The 21,941-nt window shown below is 33.1% G+C and carries 21 protein-coding genes; 17 read left to right on the top strand and 4 right to left on the bottom strand.

The annotated features are described in order from the left end of the window. Positions 1-6: 6 nt before the first annotated feature. Complete coding sequence (locus A0O34_RS08275; RefSeq protein WP_082891250.1) at positions 7-1,308, bottom strand: M48 family metalloprotease; 1,302 nt, start codon at positions 1,306-1,308, stop codon at positions 7-9. A gap of 83 nt (positions 1,309-1,391) precedes the next feature. Between A0O34_RS08275 and A0O34_RS08280 the strand changes: the two genes are divergently transcribed. Then, positions 1,392-2,531, top strand: coding sequence for a serine hydrolase domain-containing protein (locus A0O34_RS08280; RefSeq protein WP_066753650.1), 1,140 nt, complete (start codon positions 1,392-1,394; stop codon positions 2,529-2,531). A 24-nt stretch (positions 2,532-2,555) separates the two neighbouring features. Here A0O34_RS08280 and A0O34_RS08285 read toward each other — a convergent pair whose 3' ends face one another. Next, positions 2,556-3,827, bottom strand: a complete 1,272-nt coding sequence (locus A0O34_RS08285) for a Y-family DNA polymerase (protein WP_066753652.1) — start codon at positions 3,825-3,827, stop codon at positions 2,556-2,558. Between the two features lie 279 nt (positions 3,828-4,106). Here A0O34_RS08285 and A0O34_RS08290 point away from each other — a divergent pair, with 279 nt between their 5' ends. The 16 genes from A0O34_RS08290 to A0O34_RS08365 all read left to right on the top strand — a co-directional run bounded on the left by A0O34_RS08290 (position 4,107) and on the right by A0O34_RS08365 (position 20,511). Continuing rightward, the gene (locus A0O34_RS08290; protein ID WP_157885981.1) at positions 4,107-4,490 is read left to right on the top strand and encodes a hypothetical protein; all 384 of its coding nucleotides are present in this window, start codon (positions 4,107-4,109) and stop codon (positions 4,488-4,490) included. Between the two features lie 71 nt (positions 4,491-4,561). Then, on the top strand, positions 4,562-5,068 hold the full coding sequence (locus tag A0O34_RS08295) for a hypothetical protein (RefSeq protein ID WP_066753656.1): 507 nt from the start codon (positions 4,562-4,564) through the stop codon (positions 5,066-5,068). Between the two features lie 147 nt (positions 5,069-5,215). Next, entirely contained in the window at positions 5,216-5,716 is a 501-nt protein-coding gene (locus A0O34_RS08300) for a M15 family metallopeptidase (protein ID WP_066753657.1), read from the top strand. Between the two features lie 188 nt (positions 5,717-5,904). Beyond that, a complete protein-coding gene (locus A0O34_RS08305) occupies positions 5,905-6,942 on the top strand; it encodes a patatin-like phospholipase family protein (protein ID WP_066753659.1) in 1,038 nt (345 codons plus the stop codon). 476 nt (positions 6,943-7,418) lie between these two features. After that, positions 7,419-7,589, top strand: coding sequence for a hypothetical protein (locus A0O34_RS22325; RefSeq protein WP_157885982.1), 171 nt, complete (start codon positions 7,419-7,421; stop codon positions 7,587-7,589). A 312-nt stretch (positions 7,590-7,901) separates the two neighbouring features. Next, the gene (locus A0O34_RS22550; protein WP_185097277.1) at positions 7,902-11,567 is read left to right on the top strand and encodes a hypothetical protein; all 3,666 of its coding nucleotides are present in this window, start codon (positions 7,902-7,904) and stop codon (positions 11,565-11,567) included. A gap of 29 nt (positions 11,568-11,596) precedes the next feature. Continuing rightward, the gene (locus A0O34_RS08320; protein ID WP_066753661.1) at positions 11,597-13,183 is read left to right on the top strand and encodes a hypothetical protein; all 1,587 of its coding nucleotides are present in this window, start codon (positions 11,597-11,599) and stop codon (positions 13,181-13,183) included. Positions 13,184-13,248: 65 nt separating this feature from the next. Then, a complete protein-coding gene (locus tag A0O34_RS08325) occupies positions 13,249-14,790 on the top strand; it encodes a hypothetical protein (RefSeq protein WP_066753662.1) in 1,542 nt (513 codons plus the stop codon). 69 nt (positions 14,791-14,859) lie between these two features. After that, positions 14,860-16,983: a DUF3990 domain-containing protein gene (locus A0O34_RS08330; RefSeq protein ID WP_066753664.1), complete on the top strand. Its 2,124-nt coding sequence runs from the start codon at positions 14,860-14,862 to the stop codon at positions 16,981-16,983. A gap of 13 nt (positions 16,984-16,996) precedes the next feature. Beyond that, positions 16,997-17,362: a hypothetical protein gene (locus tag A0O34_RS08335; RefSeq protein WP_066753666.1), complete on the top strand. Its 366-nt coding sequence runs from the start codon at positions 16,997-16,999 to the stop codon at positions 17,360-17,362. A gap of 223 nt (positions 17,363-17,585) precedes the next feature. Next, positions 17,586-17,765 (top strand): toxin glutamine deamidase domain-containing protein, encoded by a 180-nt coding sequence (locus A0O34_RS08340; protein ID WP_066753667.1) that lies wholly within the window; start codon positions 17,586-17,588, stop codon positions 17,763-17,765. 9 nt (positions 17,766-17,774) lie between these two features. Continuing rightward, positions 17,775-18,119, top strand: a complete 345-nt coding sequence (locus A0O34_RS08345; protein WP_066753668.1) for a hypothetical protein — start codon at positions 17,775-17,777, stop codon at positions 18,117-18,119. A gap of 75 nt (positions 18,120-18,194) precedes the next feature. Further along, positions 18,195-19,115 carry a helix-turn-helix transcriptional regulator gene (locus A0O34_RS08350; protein WP_066753670.1) on the top strand — a complete coding sequence of 307 codons (921 nt, stop codon included), beginning with the start codon at positions 18,195-18,197 and terminating at the stop codon, positions 19,113-19,115. 132 nt (positions 19,116-19,247) lie between these two features. After that, the gene (locus A0O34_RS08355) at positions 19,248-19,793 is read left to right on the top strand and encodes an energy transducer TonB (protein WP_228394371.1); all 546 of its coding nucleotides are present in this window, start codon (positions 19,248-19,250) and stop codon (positions 19,791-19,793) included. A gap of 3 nt (positions 19,794-19,796) precedes the next feature. After that, entirely contained in the window at positions 19,797-20,228 is a 432-nt protein-coding gene (locus A0O34_RS08360; protein WP_066753674.1) for a nucleoside deaminase, read from the top strand. An 88-nt stretch (positions 20,229-20,316) separates the two neighbouring features. Beyond that, positions 20,317-20,511: a hypothetical protein gene (locus tag A0O34_RS08365; protein ID WP_066753676.1), complete on the top strand. Its 195-nt coding sequence runs from the start codon at positions 20,317-20,319 to the stop codon at positions 20,509-20,511. 84 nt (positions 20,512-20,595) lie between these two features. On the opposite strand, the gene A0O34_RS08370 is transcribed toward A0O34_RS08365, so the two are convergent. Further along, positions 20,596-21,129, bottom strand: coding sequence for a GNAT family N-acetyltransferase (locus A0O34_RS08370; RefSeq protein WP_066753678.1), 534 nt, complete (start codon positions 21,127-21,129; stop codon positions 20,596-20,598). Further along, positions 21,130-21,888 (bottom strand): type III pantothenate kinase, encoded by a 759-nt coding sequence (locus A0O34_RS08375; protein WP_066753680.1) that lies wholly within the window; start codon positions 21,886-21,888, stop codon positions 21,130-21,132. Positions 21,889-21,941 lie beyond the last annotated feature (53 nt).

Raw genomic sequence — 21,941 nt, forward strand, 5'->3', positions numbered from 1 at the left:
TGACTGTCAGGATTCTTTATTTTGATAATAATCGGCGATATTTTTTATTTCATCCAGACTCAGATTCCACATAAAATTCAAAAACTGCTGATAACTTTCACTCTGGTTTTTGGGGTCTACCCTATCCAGATATCGGTTTAAGTTATAATTTTTCCGAGCTTCATAAATTTTAGCGAAACATTTTCCGAGCCATTTTTTATAATATTCCTCTTCTTCTCCATCCTGTAAAAACTGAAGACTTGAATAAATTCCAACCCCATAATCTTCCGAATAATAAAAATTGGGCAATGTTTCCATTCTTGCTATTTTTTCCAGAACAGCGTAAGATTCCGAAGGTTTTCCATCTGCATTTTCAACCTTCAGTTCCGGAAATATTTTTTTAAGCCTATCAATTCTTAAGACAATTTCTGGATGTGATTTCAACGAATCTTTATTCAGTTTTTCTTTAAAATTATTATAATTATAAAGTGAAAAATCTTCTTTTTTCAGCCACTTCTCTTTAAATTCCTGCTTGGGAAGACCAAAATATTTTTTATAGGTTTCTACTTTTAATACTCTTGGCGAAATCGTATCAAAATCTTCCAGTCTTTTTAATGCATTAACAAATTCGGTTTTCTTAAAATCACTATTTTTAAAAATAACATAGCCTAAAGAATCGGCCTGCATTTCCTGCTTTCTATTTTCAACACCTTTCCTATAAATTCGGTTTTTCAGTACATCAAAAGCCCTTTGATTACGGTTTTCTTTGGTTGATTTAATATTCTGAACCACCGCCTTATCCATTTGATCCTGATCAATCATATTCAGAAAAACCTTCAGCGTGTGTTCCGAAATTTTGTGTCCCAGCTCATGGGAAATCACCGCCGCCAGCTGATCATCATTATTTAGCCAACTGAAAAGCCCCATATTGATCACAAAGGTTCCGTCTGCAAAGCAATAAGCATTTGGCGTGTTGTCTCTGGCAATAAGAATTTTTAAATTTTGAGGAATTTGAGGGTTATTTTTTCTTAATCTTTCTATCAGGCTTTTTACTTTAGAATCAAATTCAGCGTTAAAAACAAAGCTTTTTTCCTTTACCTTTTTTTCAAACTCTTTGGAGAATTCTTTATAGATTTTTGATAATTCGGATCCCTTTTTTCCCGGAAAATCAGATTTGCTTTTTTTGCTTAGATTTTCAATATCTGAAGAAAAATTTCTGAGAAAATCTTTTCTTTTTGCATAATCTGCGGTATCCATAGGTTTATATACCTGTCCGAAAGTCACTATGAAAAAATAGAAAAATAAAAAGGAAATTAGTTTTTTCATCATATTTTGCATCAAATAATCACAAAAATAAATCATTCCGTTTCATATTTTCAAATTTATTTTAAATTTGTTGAAGACCAACTCACATGAAAGCACTAAAATACATCATTGGCGGAACAGCCCTTACAGTAGCAGCAGCCTATATTTTCGGATATGATTACTTATTCAGCGGGATTTCCAAAACGTATCTGAAAGGAAAAACGAGTGCTAATATTGATGATGGGAAACTTTTTCCGAGATATCTTATTGCAACGGAAGAGCCCAAACTTTGGGAGGAAGATCCGGAATACAATAAAGAAGAGCTACCGGAAAATATAGTTGAAAATTTAAAACATTCTCACACCGCTGCTTTTGTTGTCATTAAAAACGGGAAAATTCTTCATGAGCAGTATTGGGACGGTTATAATCAGCTTTCAAAAACCAATTCTTTTTCGATGGCTAAAGCTGTGACGGTGATGCTTTTGGGGAAAGCTTTAGAAGAAGGTAAAATTGAAAATATTGATGCTCAATTTTCTGATTTTTATGATGAATTTAAAACTAAAGAATTCGGAAATAACGTAACGATTAAAAATCTTGCTCAAATGGAGGCAGGACTTGATTGGGATGAAGATTATGCTAATCCTTTTCGCCCCAATGCTAAAGCCTACTATGGAAGAAGCCTTGCCAAAGCGGTTTTTTCAAGAAAATTTAAAGAAGAACCGGGGCAACGATATGAATATCAAAGTGGTTCAACACAATTGCTAGGTTTTGCAGTGAGAAAAGCTATTAATCAGTCTTTAGCCAGTTATTTATCTGAGAAATTCTGGATTCCGCTCGGAATGGAACAAAATGCAGAATGGAGCGTTGACGACAATGGAATGGAAAAAACCTATTGCTGTATTCATTCCAATGCTAGAGATTATGCAAAATTGGGACAATTATTTTTGGATGACGGAAAAGTTGGGGATGTTCAATTATTAAATTTAGATTTTATTAATTTAATGAGAACTCCGACTCAAAAATCTAAAGAAATATACGGAATGGGACTTTGGATCAATTATGACAATCCTATTAAACATTATTATTTCTTAGGACTTCAAGGCCAATATATTATTATGGTTCCTGAACATAATATGGTGATTGTAAGAACGGGAAGCTACAGCAATAATCCGAAAAATGACAGAGGAAGACCGGATCAGGCTAAATTTCTGGTGAATGAAACGGTGAAATTATTTCAGACAACATAAATTCACCCCTTTTAAACTAAAACTTTAGTGGAAACGGAAATTAGCTTCCGTCAAAGTATTATTTTTTAAGAAAGCTTCGTATTCCGGGGATAATTGCGCGCGCCCAAAAGTATTTTCGCCGCTCATACTTCCTAAACGAACTTTATCTTTTCCGTATTTTTTATTCATTGCGTCCATTGCTTTCATGACTGGTAGATGTTGATTTTGAGTATCTTCTTCGAAAAGGCTGATCAATCTTTGATCCTCAGGAACAAAATCATTAACGATAACTCCGGCTTTTTTATAATGAAAACCTTCTTTAAAAATCGCTTCGAAAAGTTCATTCACAACCCGACCGATAATAATGGAAGAATTAGTAGGATTCGGAAGAACTTTGGTCATTGCATTTCTGTATTCCGGCAAATCTTTTCTGAAACGATTGGTCTGAACGAAAACGGTAACCATTTTACAGCAGGTATTTTGTTTTCGCAATCTTTCAGAGCAATACATTCCGAAAGTTTCTACGCGTTCCCGTACCTCATCTTTTTTCATCAGCATTTCCATGAAGCTTCTGGTAACGGCGATTGATTTTTTCGGAGAAGGAGAATCCAGTTCAAGCTGGCGAATTCCTTTTAGCTCGTTGATCATTCTTACGCCATGAATTCCCATCACTTTTCGAACCCACATTTCAGGCTTTTGAAGTAAGTCCCATGCTTTATAAACTCCGCTGTCATTCATTTTTGCGGTAAGTTTTCGTCCGATTCCCCAAACATCTCCGATGTTTAGCCACCTTAGAGCTTTTTCAATTTTTTCTGGAGTATCCATAATATAAACGCCATTAAATTTCTCGGGAAAATCTTTTACAATTCTATTCGCAACTTTACACAAGGTTTTAGTGGGAGCAATCCCGATACTTACAGGAATGCTGGTTTCTTTTTGAATTTTATTTCTAATTTCCAGACAATAATCGTAAAGATTAATGTATTTAAAACCTGTCAGATCTAAAAACAACTCATCTATACTATAAGTTTCATATTCTAAAACATACGATCTAGCAATCTCAATAACCTGTTGACTTTTAAAATTATATAATTCAAATTTTGCGGAAAAACTTTTAACATCGTATTTCCTAAAAAGCTCTTTATATTTAAATGCAGGAGCAGCCATCGGAATTCCCAAGTCTTTCGCTTCTTTACTTCGAGACACAACACATCCGTCGTTGTTGGAAAGCACCACAACGGGCTTGTTTTCGAGCGAAGAATCTAGCGTTCTTTCACAGGAAACAAAGAAATTATTGCAATCTACTAAAGCGTACATGACTTAATAATGAAAATTTGAATACACAAAATTATAACTTTTAAAATGGAATATTATGTTTAATTGAGACTTTAACATAATACTCAATACATTGATAAATAGTAAATTAATTAATTTAAAATACGTCAAGTTTTGTCGCATCTCTTATCTATACACCTATTACAGCAAATGTAAAATTTTAAGATTATCAATAATTTATTTAAAAAATAATCACAAAATATCACCATTTAATGAAAAATATACTAATTTTAAACTCGTTAAACAAAATCAAAAATAATTATGAAAAAACAAATTTTATCGTTGGTACTATGCGGATTTTGCATACTTTCCTGTTCAACTGAGAATATGGCAGTGAACAATGTTGAAAGTATGAAGTCTGATGAAATGGTACACTTCGACAAAGCCATGAAAAGTCTTATGAACCCAGAAAACCTTTCTACTCCGGAAGAGAAAGCTAAAAATGGGAATTCTACAGAGCTTAATGACAGAAGTAAAGAGATCCTTTATTTAGCTTCAAAAAAATTAATCTCCGCCAACGGGATTTCCGAACAGGAACTAGCTTCCAGAACTTCCAACAGCAAAGAACAAGCAATTTCGTTAGCCCAAAAGATATACTTCGAAAAGTATAATGAGATTCAGAAAAAAATTAAATCTGAAAATTAATTTATCAATCACATCAAGCGTTTTACATTAATTCAGAAGGTAAAACATCAATAATTATTAAATTTATTTATATGAAAAAACTAATATATCTTATTGCATTATTCTTAGGTTTTACAAGTTTTGCGCAGGGTACTTTGCATATTTACAACTACTCCAGTTATGATATTGAAGGCAGATTATTTGCTAATTCTCTTACGAACTGTACTCCGGAAGTATTTACTTTTTATAAAGTTCCGGCAGGAACCTTGGTAGACATAAAATCATTTAATCTTAGTAACTTAGCCAATCCACCAATCAATTCATGGGCAGTTCGAACGTCCACTCCTGTAATGAATATACCCGTACCTTCGGGTTTATTAATAACTATGGGCAATCTTGCACGTTGGCATTTTTACTGGTTTAGAACCAAAGTTGCAGGAACTTCACTCGATACCGGTGATCCTGCTTTTAATATGGGAGACCAACATTTTTGTGGCGACACAACTTCTCAGGATTACATACACGGCGTAGTTACAGAAGCTAAATGGTATTACGACTCCATAACAAATGAAACGACCCTCATTGTCAAAGATATTTAATATCACTTTATACAAAAAAAGGTTACTCGGTTGAGTAGCCTTTTTCTTTTTAATACCAATTCAATGAAATAATATTTATAAAAAACACGTCAAGTTTTGTCGTACCTCAAGCCTACTTTTGTTTTTCAAAACCACAAAATTTAAATTATGGATAAAGTGACTTTACAGAGAATAGAAAAACTTCACCCTGCCGTCCGAGAGGAAGTGAAACAAATCATCAAAGACTGCGATGAAGCTCTTACCGGAAGAGCAAAAATAAGAATCACACAAGGATTAAGAAGCTTTGAAGAACAGGAAAAACTATACGCCATCGGAAGAATTACAAGCGGAAAAAAAGTAACCAACGCCAAAGCCGGACAAAGTATTCACAATTATGGTCTTGCCGTTGATATTTGCTTAATGATCGACGGAAAAACAGCAAGCTGGGACACTGTAAAAGACTGGGATAACGACAAAGTAGCTGATTGGTACGAATGTGTGAAAATTTTCGCCAAATACGGCTGGGACTGGGGTGGAAACTGGAAAACCTTCAAAGACCTTCCCCACTTCGAAAAAAAGAGCATTATTACCAAAAAAGGTGTGATAAAAACAAGCTGGAGAACACTTGCTAAAATGGCTCGGGATAAATCAAATTATATCATACTATAATTCTCTTTTATTTGAAATTAATTTTTAATACGACACGTTCTGTCGCCACCTCCGCCTACCTTTACTTTACAAGAAAAACATTAAAAGCAATGATATTTTAATGCTTAAAACCAACAGTTAATTATAAAAAGCTGTTGGTTTCGTTATCTAAAATTGTTAATAATTGTAAAAAAACAACCAAAAACATCATGAAAAAGACAACAATTCTTTCTTTGGACGGAGGCGGAATAAGAGGCATTATCACCTGCATTATTCTACGCTACATAGAGGAGCAGCTTCAGTATTATGATAAACCAAGCGCAAAACTTGGAGATTATTTTGATCTTGTGGCAGGAAGCAGTACGGGAGGACTGATTGCGTCTATTATTCTATGCCCCGATGAACACCGAAAAGCAAAATATTCCATCCAAAAAGGATTGGAATTATATGCAGAAAAAGGTGGCGACATATTTCAGGTTTCTTTTTGGGAGAAATTGATCAATCCATTCGGTTTGCTTAATGAAAAAATCTCTCAGGAAGCCCTTGAAAAAAACCTGAATGACTTTTTTGGACACCTTGAATTAAAAGAACTAATAAAACCATGTTTAATAACAAGTTATGACATCGAAAACAGAAGAGCCAAGCTTTTCAATTCTTGGGAAGCCAATATCAGTACAGATAATTTTTATGTAAAAGACGTTTGTAGAGCGACTTCAGCGGCGCCGACTTATTTCAGTCCGGTTCAGATAAAATCGATGTACGGACAGATTTTCAGCTTAATTGATGGCGGAATGTTCGCAAACAATCCCGCTCTTTGCGCTTATGCTGAAGCGAGAAAAATTCCGTTTGCGGAAGTTTTGAAAAATCATCAGAAAGCCAATCATCCGATGGTAAACGATATGATCGTTGTATCGATCGGAACAGGAATTGAAGCAAGACCTTATTCGTTCAAAAAAATGGAAAAAGCAGGAAAAATAGGTTGGGTAAATCCAATTATTGATATTTTAATGTCCGCTAATGCAGAAACCGTTGATTATCAACTTTGTCAAATGTTTCAGACGTTAGGTTTAAGGAATCAGAAAAATTATTATCGTTTAAATCCATCTTTGAAAAATGCTTCTCCGGGAATGGATAACGTAAGAAGATCAAACATCGAAAATCTGATTCAAGCCGGACTAAGTTATATTGACGATAATAGAGAAACCCTGAACCAAATCGTTCAGAAACTAATCAGAAATAAAATATAAGCTTTTTTACTTATAACAAACCATTATAAGCTTTTTAGATTATATTTGATTTTAAATTAAAAATGAATAACAAAATGAAAGCAACATTCGCATCTCTTTTTATGAGTACACTATTTTTCATTTTTGGTTATGTCATTTTATATTTATTATTTGATTTTTTTAATCCTCCAATTACAGACGAAGGACATCGGTATATGCCAATCGGGAATGTTTTATATTCAGGAATAATTACATTTTTTACTTCAATTTTGTTTTTTATTCTTATCAGAAAATATTTAAAAAGAAAATCATAAATTTTTCTAAAACATTTTAAACACGTCAAGTTTTGTCGCTTTTGAGGACTACTTTTGAAATATAAACAAAGACACAAAACATAATCATTTAAAAACTTTTAAACGCCTTTGAATTCAACATTTATAAATGCTGGACAGCCAGAAACATGTTCAAATTTTAACCTAATTACTAAAACACAAGACATGGAAGCACCCAATCACAATCCAGATATAACCTTTGATGAAGGCCTCTACACTGTAGAATGGAGCGACATCGAAAACGCAGAGATAGACTATGAAAATCATCTTGATGACATTGAAAATTTTTTCAGACAAGATTTCGAAAATGATGCTTTAGAAGAAGAAATTGATTAATAAAATTTTTAAACACGTCAAGTTCTGTCGCTTTTCAACACTACTTTTGAAGTAACAATAAAACACAACAAACAATCAGTTAAAATTCGCAAAATACCTTTGAATTCACCATTCACAAAATGTTGAACAGCCAGAACTGTGTTTAAAAAATCCTGATGAACTAAAAATTACAATAAAGATGAAAAATTAAAAATTCGTGTGGAAAATTTCGCCAAAAACCACTTAAAAAATAAGGCAAAATCTGAAGTAGCCCTAATAAAAAGAGCCTTCGAATCTTAACTTTTTAAATTAATTAAAACCAAAAATTACAAAATGGCAGATAACCAAAACCCTACTGAACAGCCAGTAGAAAACACACCTACACAAACATTATTTCGATTTGTGAGCCTAAGAAGTCCTCAACTTTCAGACGAAAAAGGACAAGACAAAAGATTTGTACTTATTCCTGAAGAGCTAAAAGATGACACCAAATTTTATAAACCTGTTACAGAAGGAACCGGAACCAAAAGAAAACTCCTGCAGGAACGCGCAGCTGCTTACGGACCTACAACAGAATGTATTTCTAAGGACAAGCCAACCAATAACTTAGATTCATTTAAAAGATCTTATAAAGTTATCTATGATTTTTCATCATGGCTGGCTCGAAATAAGAGCACGTGCACGTATCAGGAATTTGTAAGCAAAAGAGATGAAGTACTTGCAGCTCAATATACCGCTCCAAGTGATGTTGTACTATGGAATAACCTTATTTATCAGGTTGTTACTCAAAAAGATTTCTACATTAAAGAAGTCATGATGCAGGTGATATTAGCTCTGCATACGCTTCGCAACCCTTCAACCAACGAAGATGAAACTAAAATCTTATTAAACGCAAGAGTTGTTCTTCCTAAAGAATTAATATTGGATGAAGAAACGCTTCCTGTTTCTCAATCAGTTTCAAGAATGGCTTCAAATGAGACTAAAGAAAGCTATCCAAGTGAAGAAATGAAACAACAGCAGGAAATCTCTTCTGCAAAATTGAAATTGAGCAGAATTGAAAGCTTAAAAAAGAACCTATCTGCTACAGAAAAAAAGTACAATAAAGAGTATCAGGCAGAATACCAGTCTCAGGATGAAGCTTATCAGAGACAAGTTGCTCCGATTATCACCGCCTACAACGAAGCCGTTGAAGCTGCTAGGGATGAATATTGTGGAGTAAGACCTCCCGGAACTGAATATGATCCAAAAGATCCATGTCAGCAACCTAAAACAGTTCCTTATCCATCATTACCTAAATTTGATTTTACTTTCAGAGACGAAGTAAGTGCAGAAAACCTTGTTGCATCTTTAAAACCAGAAAGCGTTGAAACACTTCTCGATGTTTTAGGATATAAATTTGATCCTCAAAATATTACAGGACGTGCCGCCGGAGATGATACGAGTAACCTAGACGATCTATTGGAAGGTAAAAATACATTTTTAGAACTAACATCTGTTATTAATGAAAATGTAGAAAAGCTAAATAATGTTATTGTTGAAAATACACAAGGTAATGAAGAAAGCTATACGAGTATTGGAGGAATAATTATACCTACAGCAAAAACCGTAACCTTTCCATTTATTTATCAGATATGTACGAGACCTTTATACAAAGCATATGTTCTTGATTTATCATTAACTATTCCGGATGCATCTTGGGATATTAGCTATGTTTCGTATGCTCTAACACCAAATAATACAAATACAGAGATTTTTGGAGATTATTATGTAAAATCTAAAACAGGCAATACGATCTTTTTAAAAGATATGTATAATCAGGGCTTAGATTTTAATACTATTCAGGATTCAGCGATTCGAATTAAAGTTGCCTTTACAAATGGTCAAGTTACTGAGTTTGGCACATCAGGAATAAGTACTAGATATTGTGTAACCGGAGATTTTGCCCTTCAAGTTGAAGAAAATGAAAACCCTGAAATTATTGATGATGGAAAAGACTTCATCCCATCAGGATTCGGTTTTAAAAATATTGGTGTTGCAGATTATTTAAAAGTAGAACAAAGCACCCACGCCTATGTTGAAGGTGAAGTAGCTCACATCGAAAATGTAATGGCAAGAGAGTATCGCGAGAAATCTACAAGAAGATTGAGAAGAAGCGAAAATACTTCAACCACATCTTCTGATACAGAAAGAGAGCAAATTAATGATACCACGACTGCCAATCGTTTTGAAATGCAGAGCGAGATTTCTAAAATGTCACAGGAAGCAACAGATATTGGTGTAAATACTCATTTTGATGCATCTTGGAAAACTCCGGGCGGAAATGGTAATTTTAGTACAGGAATAGCTGCAAATTACGCAAACCATAAATCAAAAGAAGAAAGTACAAGACAAGCAACAACCCAAGCTCAAGATATTACTTCAAGAGCAATGGATAGGATTGTCAATAAAGTACACGAAGAAAGAATTGAGAAAATCATTGAAGAATTTGAAGAAACAAACTCTCATGGTTTAGACAACAGAAAAGGTGATAAACATGTAGTCGGAGTTTACAGATGGGTTGATAAATTGATGAAAAATCAGATCTACAACTATGGAAAACGTATGATGTTTGAGTTTATGATTCCTGAGCCTGCTAAATTACATATTTTAGGAATGTCTTTAAATAAAAGTGCCAATCAAACTTCTTTGGTAAAACCTGAAGATCCAAGAACTGCGACCTCATTACCGATGACTGATTATAGTTCATTAAGTACAGAAGCCATATTAAAACGTTGGTCAAGCAAATATAATGTAGACATCTCAAAAAAACCTGCTGAATATTCGAATGTCACAAAATCATTTAGTCTGAGTAAAGGTGAAATTGGAGATAGTGAAATGGGTGCAAAATCTGACTCATTAGATATTCCTGAGGGATATTCAACAACAGGAGGTAAGTTAATTGTCGGACATTTCTTTCAACCTAGTAGATATGAGTGGACCCATGTAGGTGTTACCGTTGGTGATTTCTACTATATGGTTGGTCAAAACTCTTCTCATATTATCATTGAAAGAAATATTACGTTTAATAGGAATTATTCAAAAAAAGTAGGTGTTTCAATAGAAACAGCAGATTCTGCAGGTGTTGTATTTAGTGTTTCTTTAGAATGTAAATTAGATAATGAAGTAAGAACTCAATGGCAACAAGAAACGTTTAACTCAATCATTACTGCTTATGAAGAAGCATTAGTAGAATACAACAATAAACTTTCTGAAGAACAAAACAAAGCCGTAGTAATCAAAGATTCAAACCCTAATTTCTACAGACAAATAGAAAACATAGTATTACGTAAAAACTGTATTTCTTACATGGCTGATAGAGCAACCGATTCTACTCATGGATATGGACTTACAGGGTTAACTCAAGGAAGTACATTTACAGATTATGAAACGAACCTAACTTCTAAATTAGATAAATACACCGCCTTTGTGAAATTCATGGAACAGGCTTTTGAATGGGAAAATCTTTCTTATTATCTGTACCCATATTATTGGGCAAATAAACAAAACTGGACAGAATTATATCAAGCTGAAAATACAGATCCTTTGTTCAGATCCTTTCTACAAAGTGGCATGGCAAGAGTGGTAGCAACCGTTCGACCAGGTTTTGAAGATGTTGTACAATTCTATCTGGCAACAGGTAAAATCTGGAATGGTGGTGAAGTTCCTGTAATTGGCGATGAACTATATCTATCTATTGTTGATGAAATGAAAGAACCAAAAGGTATTAAACAAGGAAAAGCTTGGATCACAAGACTTCCAACGACTTTAAATATTCTTCAGGCAGAAAGTATCGGACTAAAAGTAGCTCACGCTTTACCATTTACAACAGAAAATCCTAATGATTTTGAAGTTCCTTCTGAAGTTATTACTGAAGAGAAATTCAATTTTGAACCAAATGATAATCTTCTTGGAGTTCAAGATAATACAACAGAAAAAATAATTACAGGAGACTGGGTTTAAATCAATTATTAACTAAAAAATCATAAAAAATGTCCGATATAGGAAAAATTATAAGGGTAAATGCATTACCTCCTGTTGAATCAAGAGAAAAGAATGTGATTTACCAAGTAGCTGCACCAGGTGCAGCTACTTACACAGACTACGCAATTGATATAAATGGAGATTTAAAAACCCATGCTGTAGTTGACGGAACAGTTCCTTTAGAACTGGCAGACAGCCATATCAGCATTACCAATCAGGAGTTTATAGCTGAAGGAATTGCAAGTCAGGCTCAATATAATGTCGATACAAGAGAGAAATTAGAACAAAAACTAGAGATTCCCACAACAGAAGGAAATGCTCAAGATTATCCTAAAATCATCGGCTTGGATGATAATGGAAATATTGCCAAATTACCTGCCGGAGATCTAGGAAAAAACATGATGAATGCAGACCTGTCAAACAGTTCTGCAAGAAATCATACGCTTCATGCTCCTTTTTCCATCAATACATTAGGAAATTCATATACAGTGGTCGGACTGCCTAATAAAAATTCTGACACGACTAATTTCAATAAGGTCGTGGTACAGAACGTCAATGGAATCAATGCAGTGATAGACAGCAAAAACATGATGGTAGGAATTCCCAATCAAATGACAGAAGCTGAAAGAACAGCATGGAAAACAGCTATGAATGGTGGTTGGACTACGAATACGATGAGTGTTGCCAATGTATTTCCGAACATTGTAAAATCTGTTAATTATGGCGTTTTTGTAACAATTAATGGCGCAAATCTTAATATCAATCCCAGCTCTTCAGTAATCAGCCTTGTGAATAATATATCAGGAGTTGAAAAGGTAATTCCCAACTCGCAAATTACGTATGGTGATGCTAATTTAATTTCTATCTGGTTTAAGCCAAACACTTTCACAGATGGTGAATACAGAATTAAAATATTTAATGGTGTTGCAATTATTCAAACTAGCGGACTTAATAATATATTAATTACAAGCAATGCTAATTCTGTTGATATTAATGCACTTACATGGGACAAAATCGCCCATACGCAATCAGAGGTAGACAATGTAATGCAGATTAATGGAAGTAATATAGACTTTGTAACAAATGCGGCCAATAAACCTTTGGCAACAGATTTTTCAATTGTAAGTTCTGCAAAATCAAGCCAAATATTTACTGGAGCAGATAATTTCTCTTTAAAAGGCTATATGATCCTAACGGGAAATATAAATCTTTATGGAGGAGGATTAATCGGCTTAGTAAATGCTAACAATAACAATAGTTTAATTATTGATGCTTTAGCTTCTTTAAAAATTACGATTGAAGGAGGTAACTGGGCGGATCTTAAAAAGTCTATCAATGAGCAATCATCCGTACCTCTTTATAGCATTCCTAACTTTAACCAAGTCCGTGTAGATTTTGTTATTTCAAAAAGAGATAATATGATTAGTATGAGCCTAAATCACAATACAGCATATAACAATACGATCCAGATCTATCAAACGGTTCAAAAAACAATTCCAGAAGGGATTCCTTTATCTATTGGATTAAAAGGACTTAATGCTAACAGTCCTTCTGTTAAGGTAAAAACAGTATTGGAGGAAGCATATAAATTCTAACATTTAAATCATAATGGCAGAGCCTAAAAACTCTGCCTTTTATCTAACAAAAAAATTACAAAAAGATGTCCAATTTAGGAAAAATTATAAGGGTAAATGCATTGCCTCCTGTTGAATCAAGAGAGAAGAATGTAATTTACCAAGTAGCTGCACCAGGTGCAGCTACTTACACAGACTACGCAATTGATGCCAATGGAGATTTAAAGACTCATGCAGTAGTTGACGGATCTATTCCGGTAGAATTGTCGGATGATCATGTAAGCATATCTGATCTTGATTTAATTTCTGAAGGAATCACAAGTCAGTCAGATTACAATACTGACACCAGAGAAAAATTAAATAATAAACTAGACAAACCATTAATTGACGGAAATGTTCAGGATTACAACAAAATTGTAGGACTTAACAGTAATGGAGAAGTTGCAAAGCTTCCAGCCGGAGATCTTGGGAAAAATGTAGCCAACTCTGCTTTAACATCTATCGCTGGTGCCGGATTAACTCTAGGAGCCGATTGGACGATGAATACTTCAGGGCGTAATTATTCAGTTACAGGATTAGCAGATGTTTCAAGTGATTCAACCTTTAATATATTCCTGTCACAAAATCCTGCCGGAAAAGTTGGTAAGACAAATGGTAAACAACCTTTCTTAAGCTTACCAACAACCCTTTCCAATGCTGAAAAAACAGCATGGAAAACAGCTATGAATGGTGGTTGGACCACGAATACGATGAGCGTAGGTGCTATTTCACCTCTTCTTATTAAATTAGAAAATGAAATAACATATATATCATTAAGAGGAGCTAATTTAAACCTAAATCCTACAAGTTTCAAAGTTGAAATTATGGACGTAACGGGTTCTACTGTTTTAGCAACTATTCCAAATTCTCAGGTACAATTGGATACAACAGGTTTAAGTTTAACGTTTTATCACAATTTTTATTCGTTAGGTGTTAATGAATATAAAATAAGACTTTGGAACGGAGTCGCTTATTATGTAACTCCAACAAGCTTTGAAATTGTAAATAATGTAAACGAGATTGATCTTCATGGTTTAAGTTGGAATACAAAAGTTTATAACAACAATGTGACAAGTAAGGCTTATGCCACCAATAATATCATATATTTTAATCCGGACAACTCTATAAAGCCTCCTCTCTTTGAATCAGAGTATGTATTTAATGCAAAAACACAATTACCATTGTTCAATGCAGGTGATAATTGGTATTTAGAAATGAATATTTCTACTAACCTTAGAATTTCTCCGATTCAGTCAATAGGATTTTCCACTGGCAATTCAACTAATCTAACGAATGATCTTTTTGGAAGTCTTGATATAACTGGTTATGGTTATGTTTCAGCATTAAATTCCAATTGGGCTTATTCACAAACATTTAAATTTGTTTTAATAAAAAAAGGACAACTATTAACCAAAGTCCTATCTGGGGTTACTAATAACGGAGTACCCAATGTTGTAATTAATACTGAAACCATTCTGAATAATGATGATTTATACCTAGGTGCTATTTTTAATAATACAACAGAAACAGGAGATACTTCATTTGAAACTTATATGAATTTTAATTTAATTAAAGCATACACGTTTTAATTTTTAACCTCAACATTTGGCAGAGCCTAAAAACTCTGCCTTTTATCTAACACACCAAAAAATCACACAATGAGTTTAGAAATATTAAATAATAAAGGCAGTGGTGATCTCTCCGACTCTAAGCTACTTTCCGAAAACGATATACAAAGTGGAATATTTCGCAAAGAAAGCTTTTTTAAAAAGAATACATTCGACGAAATAAGCGCTTTCAAAGACAGTCCTTTTGGACAATATTGGGAAAAACGATTACCGCCATGGGCAGTGACAGATTACGGGCCTTCTAGGGTTTTTCACGAATCAAATTTTAGTATTATTGATTTATCTAAAAAGTTTAGTGCCGCTCCTGCAAAATTATATAATTCTTTAACCAATGAAAACTGGGATGATATTAAGTTTATTGTATTAGCAAACCCCGATGGTCAAAAAGTTCTAAAAGATTACGCCGATCCTCAAAAAATACCAAAAGATGATGAGGTTTACTTTTTCATAGAAAGTGATGATGGAAAGTTTGACTTTGGAAGGATTGTCCGAGTAAAATTAGGAAAAAATGCAATACTGAAAATACAACTGCAATTTTCTTTTTTTAATAAAACTGAAAAAGAATTAGCAGATGAGTTCTTGAAACGCCCTTTTGAAATAAAAAATGGGGAACAGTATGATTTTTTCAATCAAATAAAAACAGAAACAAAATACAAACCTACAAATCTTACTGATCTTTTAGTAAAAGCTATAAAATATGATTACAATCAAAAAAAGTTTGATGACATGTCCTGGTTTTTACTTTTTTTGAAAGGTGAAGAATATGTAGGATTAAACTTGCCAAAAAAACTACTGGAAATCTCACAATGGATGAGAACAAAAAAATATGAAGAAGAAAAGTATTGGAACGCTTTTCTTGTAAAAGACTTTACCCCCGCTTTTCTTCCAAATGCTTTTACTCCTCAAAATCGAAAAAACTTAAAAGAGTCAATCAAAAATAAACTTAAACAACAAATTGAAAATTTAAACAAATATGATAAAGAAACTGGAGCAGTAGAAAAAGTATTTAAAGAAATTCTAAACAATGTTTTATTATATTTGTTTGATAAATTTTCTTCTTTACTAGATGATGGTCTTAAAAAATTGGAAGATATTTTACCAGAAGAAGAAATGTTTAATGAGATTTATAATCTCAATGCTTTTTTAGTCGGTCTTTGGAATGGTTGTATAGAATTTACGGCCGGAATTGTTGATTTGATAGCTTTATTAATGATGATTGCTAAAGATGGAGCAGGTTTCATTCTTACAGATGCATTGAAAGAAGCTTTTGAAAACCTTTTAAATGAACTTGTTTACAACTTCGAAGATTTCATAAAAAAACTTTGGAAAAAATTTTATATTGCAGTAAAAGAAATTCCTGATTGGTATTTAAAGAAAGGGGGTAATCAATACTATCGTTACAAAGAGCTTGGTGAACTTACTCCAGATATAATTACTCTTCTTGTTCCTGCATTAAAAGCAGGGAAAGCAACAAAAGCCGCAGAAGAGATTTCTTTATTAAAGAAAGTTTCAAAAGCAGATCAAGACTTAATTACAGATCAAAAATATCTAGAGAATTATTATCAAACTTTAAGAAAACAATCTGATGATTTCTCAAAAAAATTAGAGGAAAAAACTCTTCAAAAGGTAACAAAAGAAGCTTTTGAGAAAGCACAACAGGAATTAGATAAAGAGATCTCTAAAAATTCTTTAATAAATTTATTTCATGGAACAAGTCCAGGAGCTGCCAATTCTATAAAGAAAGATGGAATTCAACTATCTGCAAATAAACCTAATTTAGATTTTAATTCTAAAGGCAATGGTTCTTTCTATACAAGTTTTTCATTAAAAGAAACAGATAAATATAACAAATATAAATTTGGAAGAAATGGAGATCCTTCTGAAATTTTAAAATTTACTATTTCTGAAAAAGATTTATTAAGCTTAAAAGTAAAGAAGTTCGACGGACCAACTGAAGAATGGGCAGAATTTGTGACCAATGCAAGAAAGGGGGATTTAATCCATGATTATGATATCGTAATCGGGCCAAAGCTTAAAAATCCTTGGGACGTACTCTTAGGTAAGGAAAAACCTAAGGCTATAAAAGAAACTCAAGTAGCAATAACAAGTGAAAAAGGAGCAAAACTTCTTACAAAATATCTAGATAAAAATTAAAATAAGTTAAATTATGAAACATATTAAAAATGATAAATTTTCATTTATTGATGATGACGGTCAAGAGAAAATATTCTTAAGAGAAAAATATTTTGAATTTGTATGTCTTTTAATTACAGAATTTTTCAAAAAGAAAATTATTGAGAATGAATTTTACAATTATTTTATATCTATGCTAAATAATCTTGAAGATTATGACGGAGTAGATTATATAAACCATCAAATACCATATCACTGGGCTCTTTCCATTATTCAAAATAAAAACACTACAGATTCTTATACTTCAGAAGAATTAGAAAAATTACTTGAATTCTATGCGAAATTCGAAAAACAAAATAACCTTACGTCTTTTATTGTAGTTAATACAATACCATCATAATTATTTATAAATATTCTTGCCCAGTCCACAAAGTCTACCGGTTTTGCGGACTGGTCTGTTTATAACAATGAAACCTTTGAAATATTTTTAAAACAAAATAAAATCAAAATATAAATCATTATGAGTTTACAATATTTTCAAAATCTTAATGAATATTTGATTTAAAATAAATGGCAAGATTCTAAAGTTATGCCTTCATCCATAAATGATCTAGAATTAAAAATTGAAAAAAGACTTAAAGCCTGGTAAAAGGGGAATTATATTTGGAATTAAAAAAGGTAAAAATATCGGACATTATTTCAACGTAATTAATGAAAATGGAGTAATTAAGTATCTTGACGGACAAACTGGCAAACGCGCAAAGCTAGTTTATGATTATTATCAGTTTTTACCAACAAATTAAAAATGATTTATGTATACAGAAGAACAAGCAAAAGCAAAAATGCAACGTTTTGTAGATTATCAGAACAACTTAATAGTTTGGAATGAAGAGGGAGAACCAAATATTATAATCTATGAAGAACTTACAGAAAGGCACCCTTTTGGATGGGTATTCTATTGGCAAATTAAAGATGATTATTCTAATTTCTTAGCAGGAAATGGACCTATAATTATTGAAAAAGATACTCTTAATATGTTTAAAATGATGACAGCAATTTCAACTGAAGAAAATATAACTTTATATAAAAAAGACAAAAATAAATTATTACAATTGGAAGAGGATCAGGACGGTTTTTTCGATCCTGTAAATATTTAAAATTCCCCAACAAAAAATAAAACACGACACCTTTTGTCGCATTAACCCCATATATTTGTCTTATAAAATTCATTCATGAAAAAAGACTTTTACCTGACAAGATATGCCTTAATTATAAAAAGATTAGAAAGTTCTCCAGCGACGTATTCGCAGCTGGAGGACTATCTTTTAAACTCTTTTGAATTTCAGGATGCGGATATTAAGAGCTACTCTATCCGTACCTTGCAGAGGGATATTCGTGAGATTTTAGGTCTTTTCAACCTTTCCATTCATAACAAAAAGAAAGGTGACAATCGTTATTATATCGAGAGTCGACCGATCATGGAAGTGGATGAATACAACCAAAAATTGTTAGAATCTTTTCAGGTAAGTAACGCGCTGAATCTTCATCCGGATTTTTCCAATTTCATTTTTTTTGAATCTCGAAAACCGACCGGAGTAGAACATTTTTATGATCTTTTCTTCGCCATTCGTAATAAAAGAGTGGTGACTTTTGAGCATTACAATTACAAAAATAAACTGATGACTTCCCGAAAAGCTCATCCTTTGGCGTTGAAAGAATCCAAAGACAGATGGTATCTTATTGCAATCGACACCAAGGATAAAGCGTTGAAATCTTTCGGTTTAGACAGAATTAATTATCTTGATGTTGATAAAAATAAGTTCCGTGAAAAGTATAGTTATAATTTCAGGGAGCATTTTAAAAATGCTTTCGGAGTAATGAATTTAACGGAGCAAAATCCTCAGAAAATTGTTCTTAAATGTACTAAACATCAGGGAGAATATATTAAAAGTTTTCCGCTTCACCAGTCACAACAAGAGACAAAAGCAACCCTTGAAGAAACTTTTTTTGAATTTTTCTTACATCCGACTTACGACTTTATGCAGGAAATTCTGTCTTACGGAAAAGAAGTTACTGTTTTAGAACCTAAAACCTTAGTTGATGACATCCGCAATCATTTGCAGGAGTCTTTAAACAGATACTCAGAGCTCTAAAAATATTTATTATTTTTCATATTTTTTTGATTATTTTTACATAAATATATCAATTTGAAAGCATTATTTCTTTACCTGTTTTGCCTCATTTCTTCCTTTTGTTTTTCGCAACAGACGGAGGATTTTAAACAAGTGAAGAATTATTACAACAATCACCGAAGCATGTTGGGAACCGAGTTTAAGAAAAAATTCGATGCTGAAAGCAATATGTTTAATAAGTCTGCCATAAAAAATGATTTCCGTTTTTTCATGAAGAAAATGGACAGCATTGAAAATGTAGCCTTGATCGGAGCTTTATTAAAAGTGAAAAACATTGAAGATCTTGCCAGAATTCAAAAGAAAAATACCAATCCTCAAGATCCTTCCGAACTCAAAGCAACGACAGATAAAACAGCAGCCTATCCTGGCGGAGTTGATGCTTTAAGAAAGGAAGTTGTCAATCTTTTTTATTCAGAAGGCGTTCATTCAGATTTAAAAATAATTAAAACCAATGTTGCTTTTATTGTTGAAAAAGATGGAAGCATTAGCAATGTTCAGGCTCAGGGAGATAATTTCACCTTCAACAGACAAGCCGAGATCGCTTTATATTCTGTTTCGTCGAAGTTTTCGCCTGCAACAATTAATGGGGATGCCGTAAGATTTCGTTTTAAACTTCCTCTAACCTTGAATATCGAATAATTAATGTTTACCGACGAATATTACATGAAAATGGCTTTTCAGGAAGCTGAAATTGCATTGGAAAAAGATGAGGTTCCTATCGGATGTGTCATAGTTTCTAATAATCGAGTGATTGCGAGAGCCCATAATCTTACAGAAACGCTGAATGATGTTACGGCTCATGCAGAAATGCAAGCCATAACCTCAGCAGCAAACTTTCTTGGCGGAAAATATTTAAAAAACTGCACACTTTATGTTACACTGGAACCCTGCGTGATGTGTTCGGGAGCCCTTTCCTGGTCGCAGATCTCAAAAGTTGTGATTGGCGCTCGAGATGAGCAAAGAGGATTTATCAACAAACACCTTTCTCTTCATCCAAAAACAGAAATGGTTGTCGGAGTCATGGAAAACGAGTGTTCTTCTATCGTTAAAGAATTTTTTAAATCTAAAAGATAAATTATTTACACTTTTAATAAAGATTAACGCAATTTTTCTCATCATATTGAATAAATAATTATATTTGAATACAACAAATCAAAACAATATGAGAAAACTATCAAGAAAAGAAACTGCAAAAATCAACGGAGGTCTAATGCCGGGACAATGCTTGTATACAGATCCAAATACTGGTAAAAAAGTTATTGGATGTAGATTACAACCTATTCCGGATTGTTGCGGAGGATGGGTCTACCCAATACCAGGACATGATTGCGTATCTTGTACCACCGGTGATCTTTAAAAAATTAAACAGCCTTAAAAAAGGCTGTTTTTTATTTATATTTCTTGAAAGGCAAGAGCTTTTTTTAATATAGTATTCTGTGAATCAATTTCTATTTCTGAAAACAGAATACATCGGAATATCAAAATATTCTCCGTTTTTCTTTAAATGTTGTTTCAATAAAGCTTCTTTTTCCATTCCTATTTTTTCCAATACTTTTCCTGATGCTGGATTGTGTAGTAAATGGGTGGCGTAGATCTTGTTTAAATTCAATTCATTAAATCCAAAATCGATAATCGCTTTTCCTGCTTCTGTAATATAACCTTTGTTCCAAAACGAAGCTCCAAGCCAATAGCCTAATTCAGCTTTATCATCTCCCCTATCGTGAAGTCCGATTGCACCAATAATTTGATCGTCTTGATTTCGGATCGCGAAAGTAAATCCTGATCCATTTTCAAAGGCCTGTTGAGAGTTTTTTAACCAAAATTGAGCATCATCTTCTGTATAAGGAGAAGGAATATTTGAGGTAAGATCAGAAAAAATTTTTGATTGAAGATATTCAACCACCAAAGGAAGATCCTCCTCTTTCAATTGAGAGAGAATCAGTCGTTCTGTTTCTATTCTTGGAAATTCTTTCATTTATAAATCTTTTTCTAAAAAGTATAATCCTTTCAAGGTATGAAGTCTGTCTGTGATATGTATTTTATTCGTCAAAGGTTTGTAAACATGCGAAACTCCACCAGTTGCGATCACAAAACAATCGTCATTCACTTCATCATTAATTCTGTCGATAAAACCTTCTACCATTCCTAAAAATCCGTACACCATTCCGCTTTGCATACAGGTTACGGTGTCTAATCCTAAAACAGTTTTTGGTTTTTTTAATTCAATTTCAGGAAGCTGAGCTGTTTGGCTGATTAAAGAATTCAATGCTGTAATAATTCCCGGAGCGATAATTACGCCCAAAGTTTCACCTGTTTCCGTTACGCAGCTTGCCGTAAGAGCAGTTCCAAAATCTATAATGATTTTCTTTCTATCAGGATACAAATTGTGTGCAGCAACAAGATTGGCATAAATATCCGTTCCCATCTGTTTAGATTTTGCCACAACTCCTGAAGGCGTACTTCTGTCAACAATCACGGGAAGAATTCCGTGGATCTTTTTTATCGCTGAACTCACCACTTTAGTAAGCTGAGGAACCACAGATCCTATGATAACTTTAGTGATGTCTTTTGGCTCTACTTTATAGGTCTGATACAACATCAACATCTGAACATAAAGCTCGTCTGCCGTTCTGTAAGGTTTTGTATTGATCACCCACGAAATATCACAATTGTCATCGTCAAAAAGACCAAATCTGATATTGCTGTTTCCTACGTTGATTACGATTGAATTCATTTATTTAAAAATAATTTCAAATTTATAAAAAATAAAAGGAGTATTTTCCAACA

The sequence above is a fragment of the Chryseobacterium glaciei genome, from assembly GCF_001648155.1.
GTDB classification, from domain to species: Bacteria; Bacteroidota; Bacteroidia; order Flavobacteriales; family Weeksellaceae; genus Chryseobacterium; species Chryseobacterium glaciei.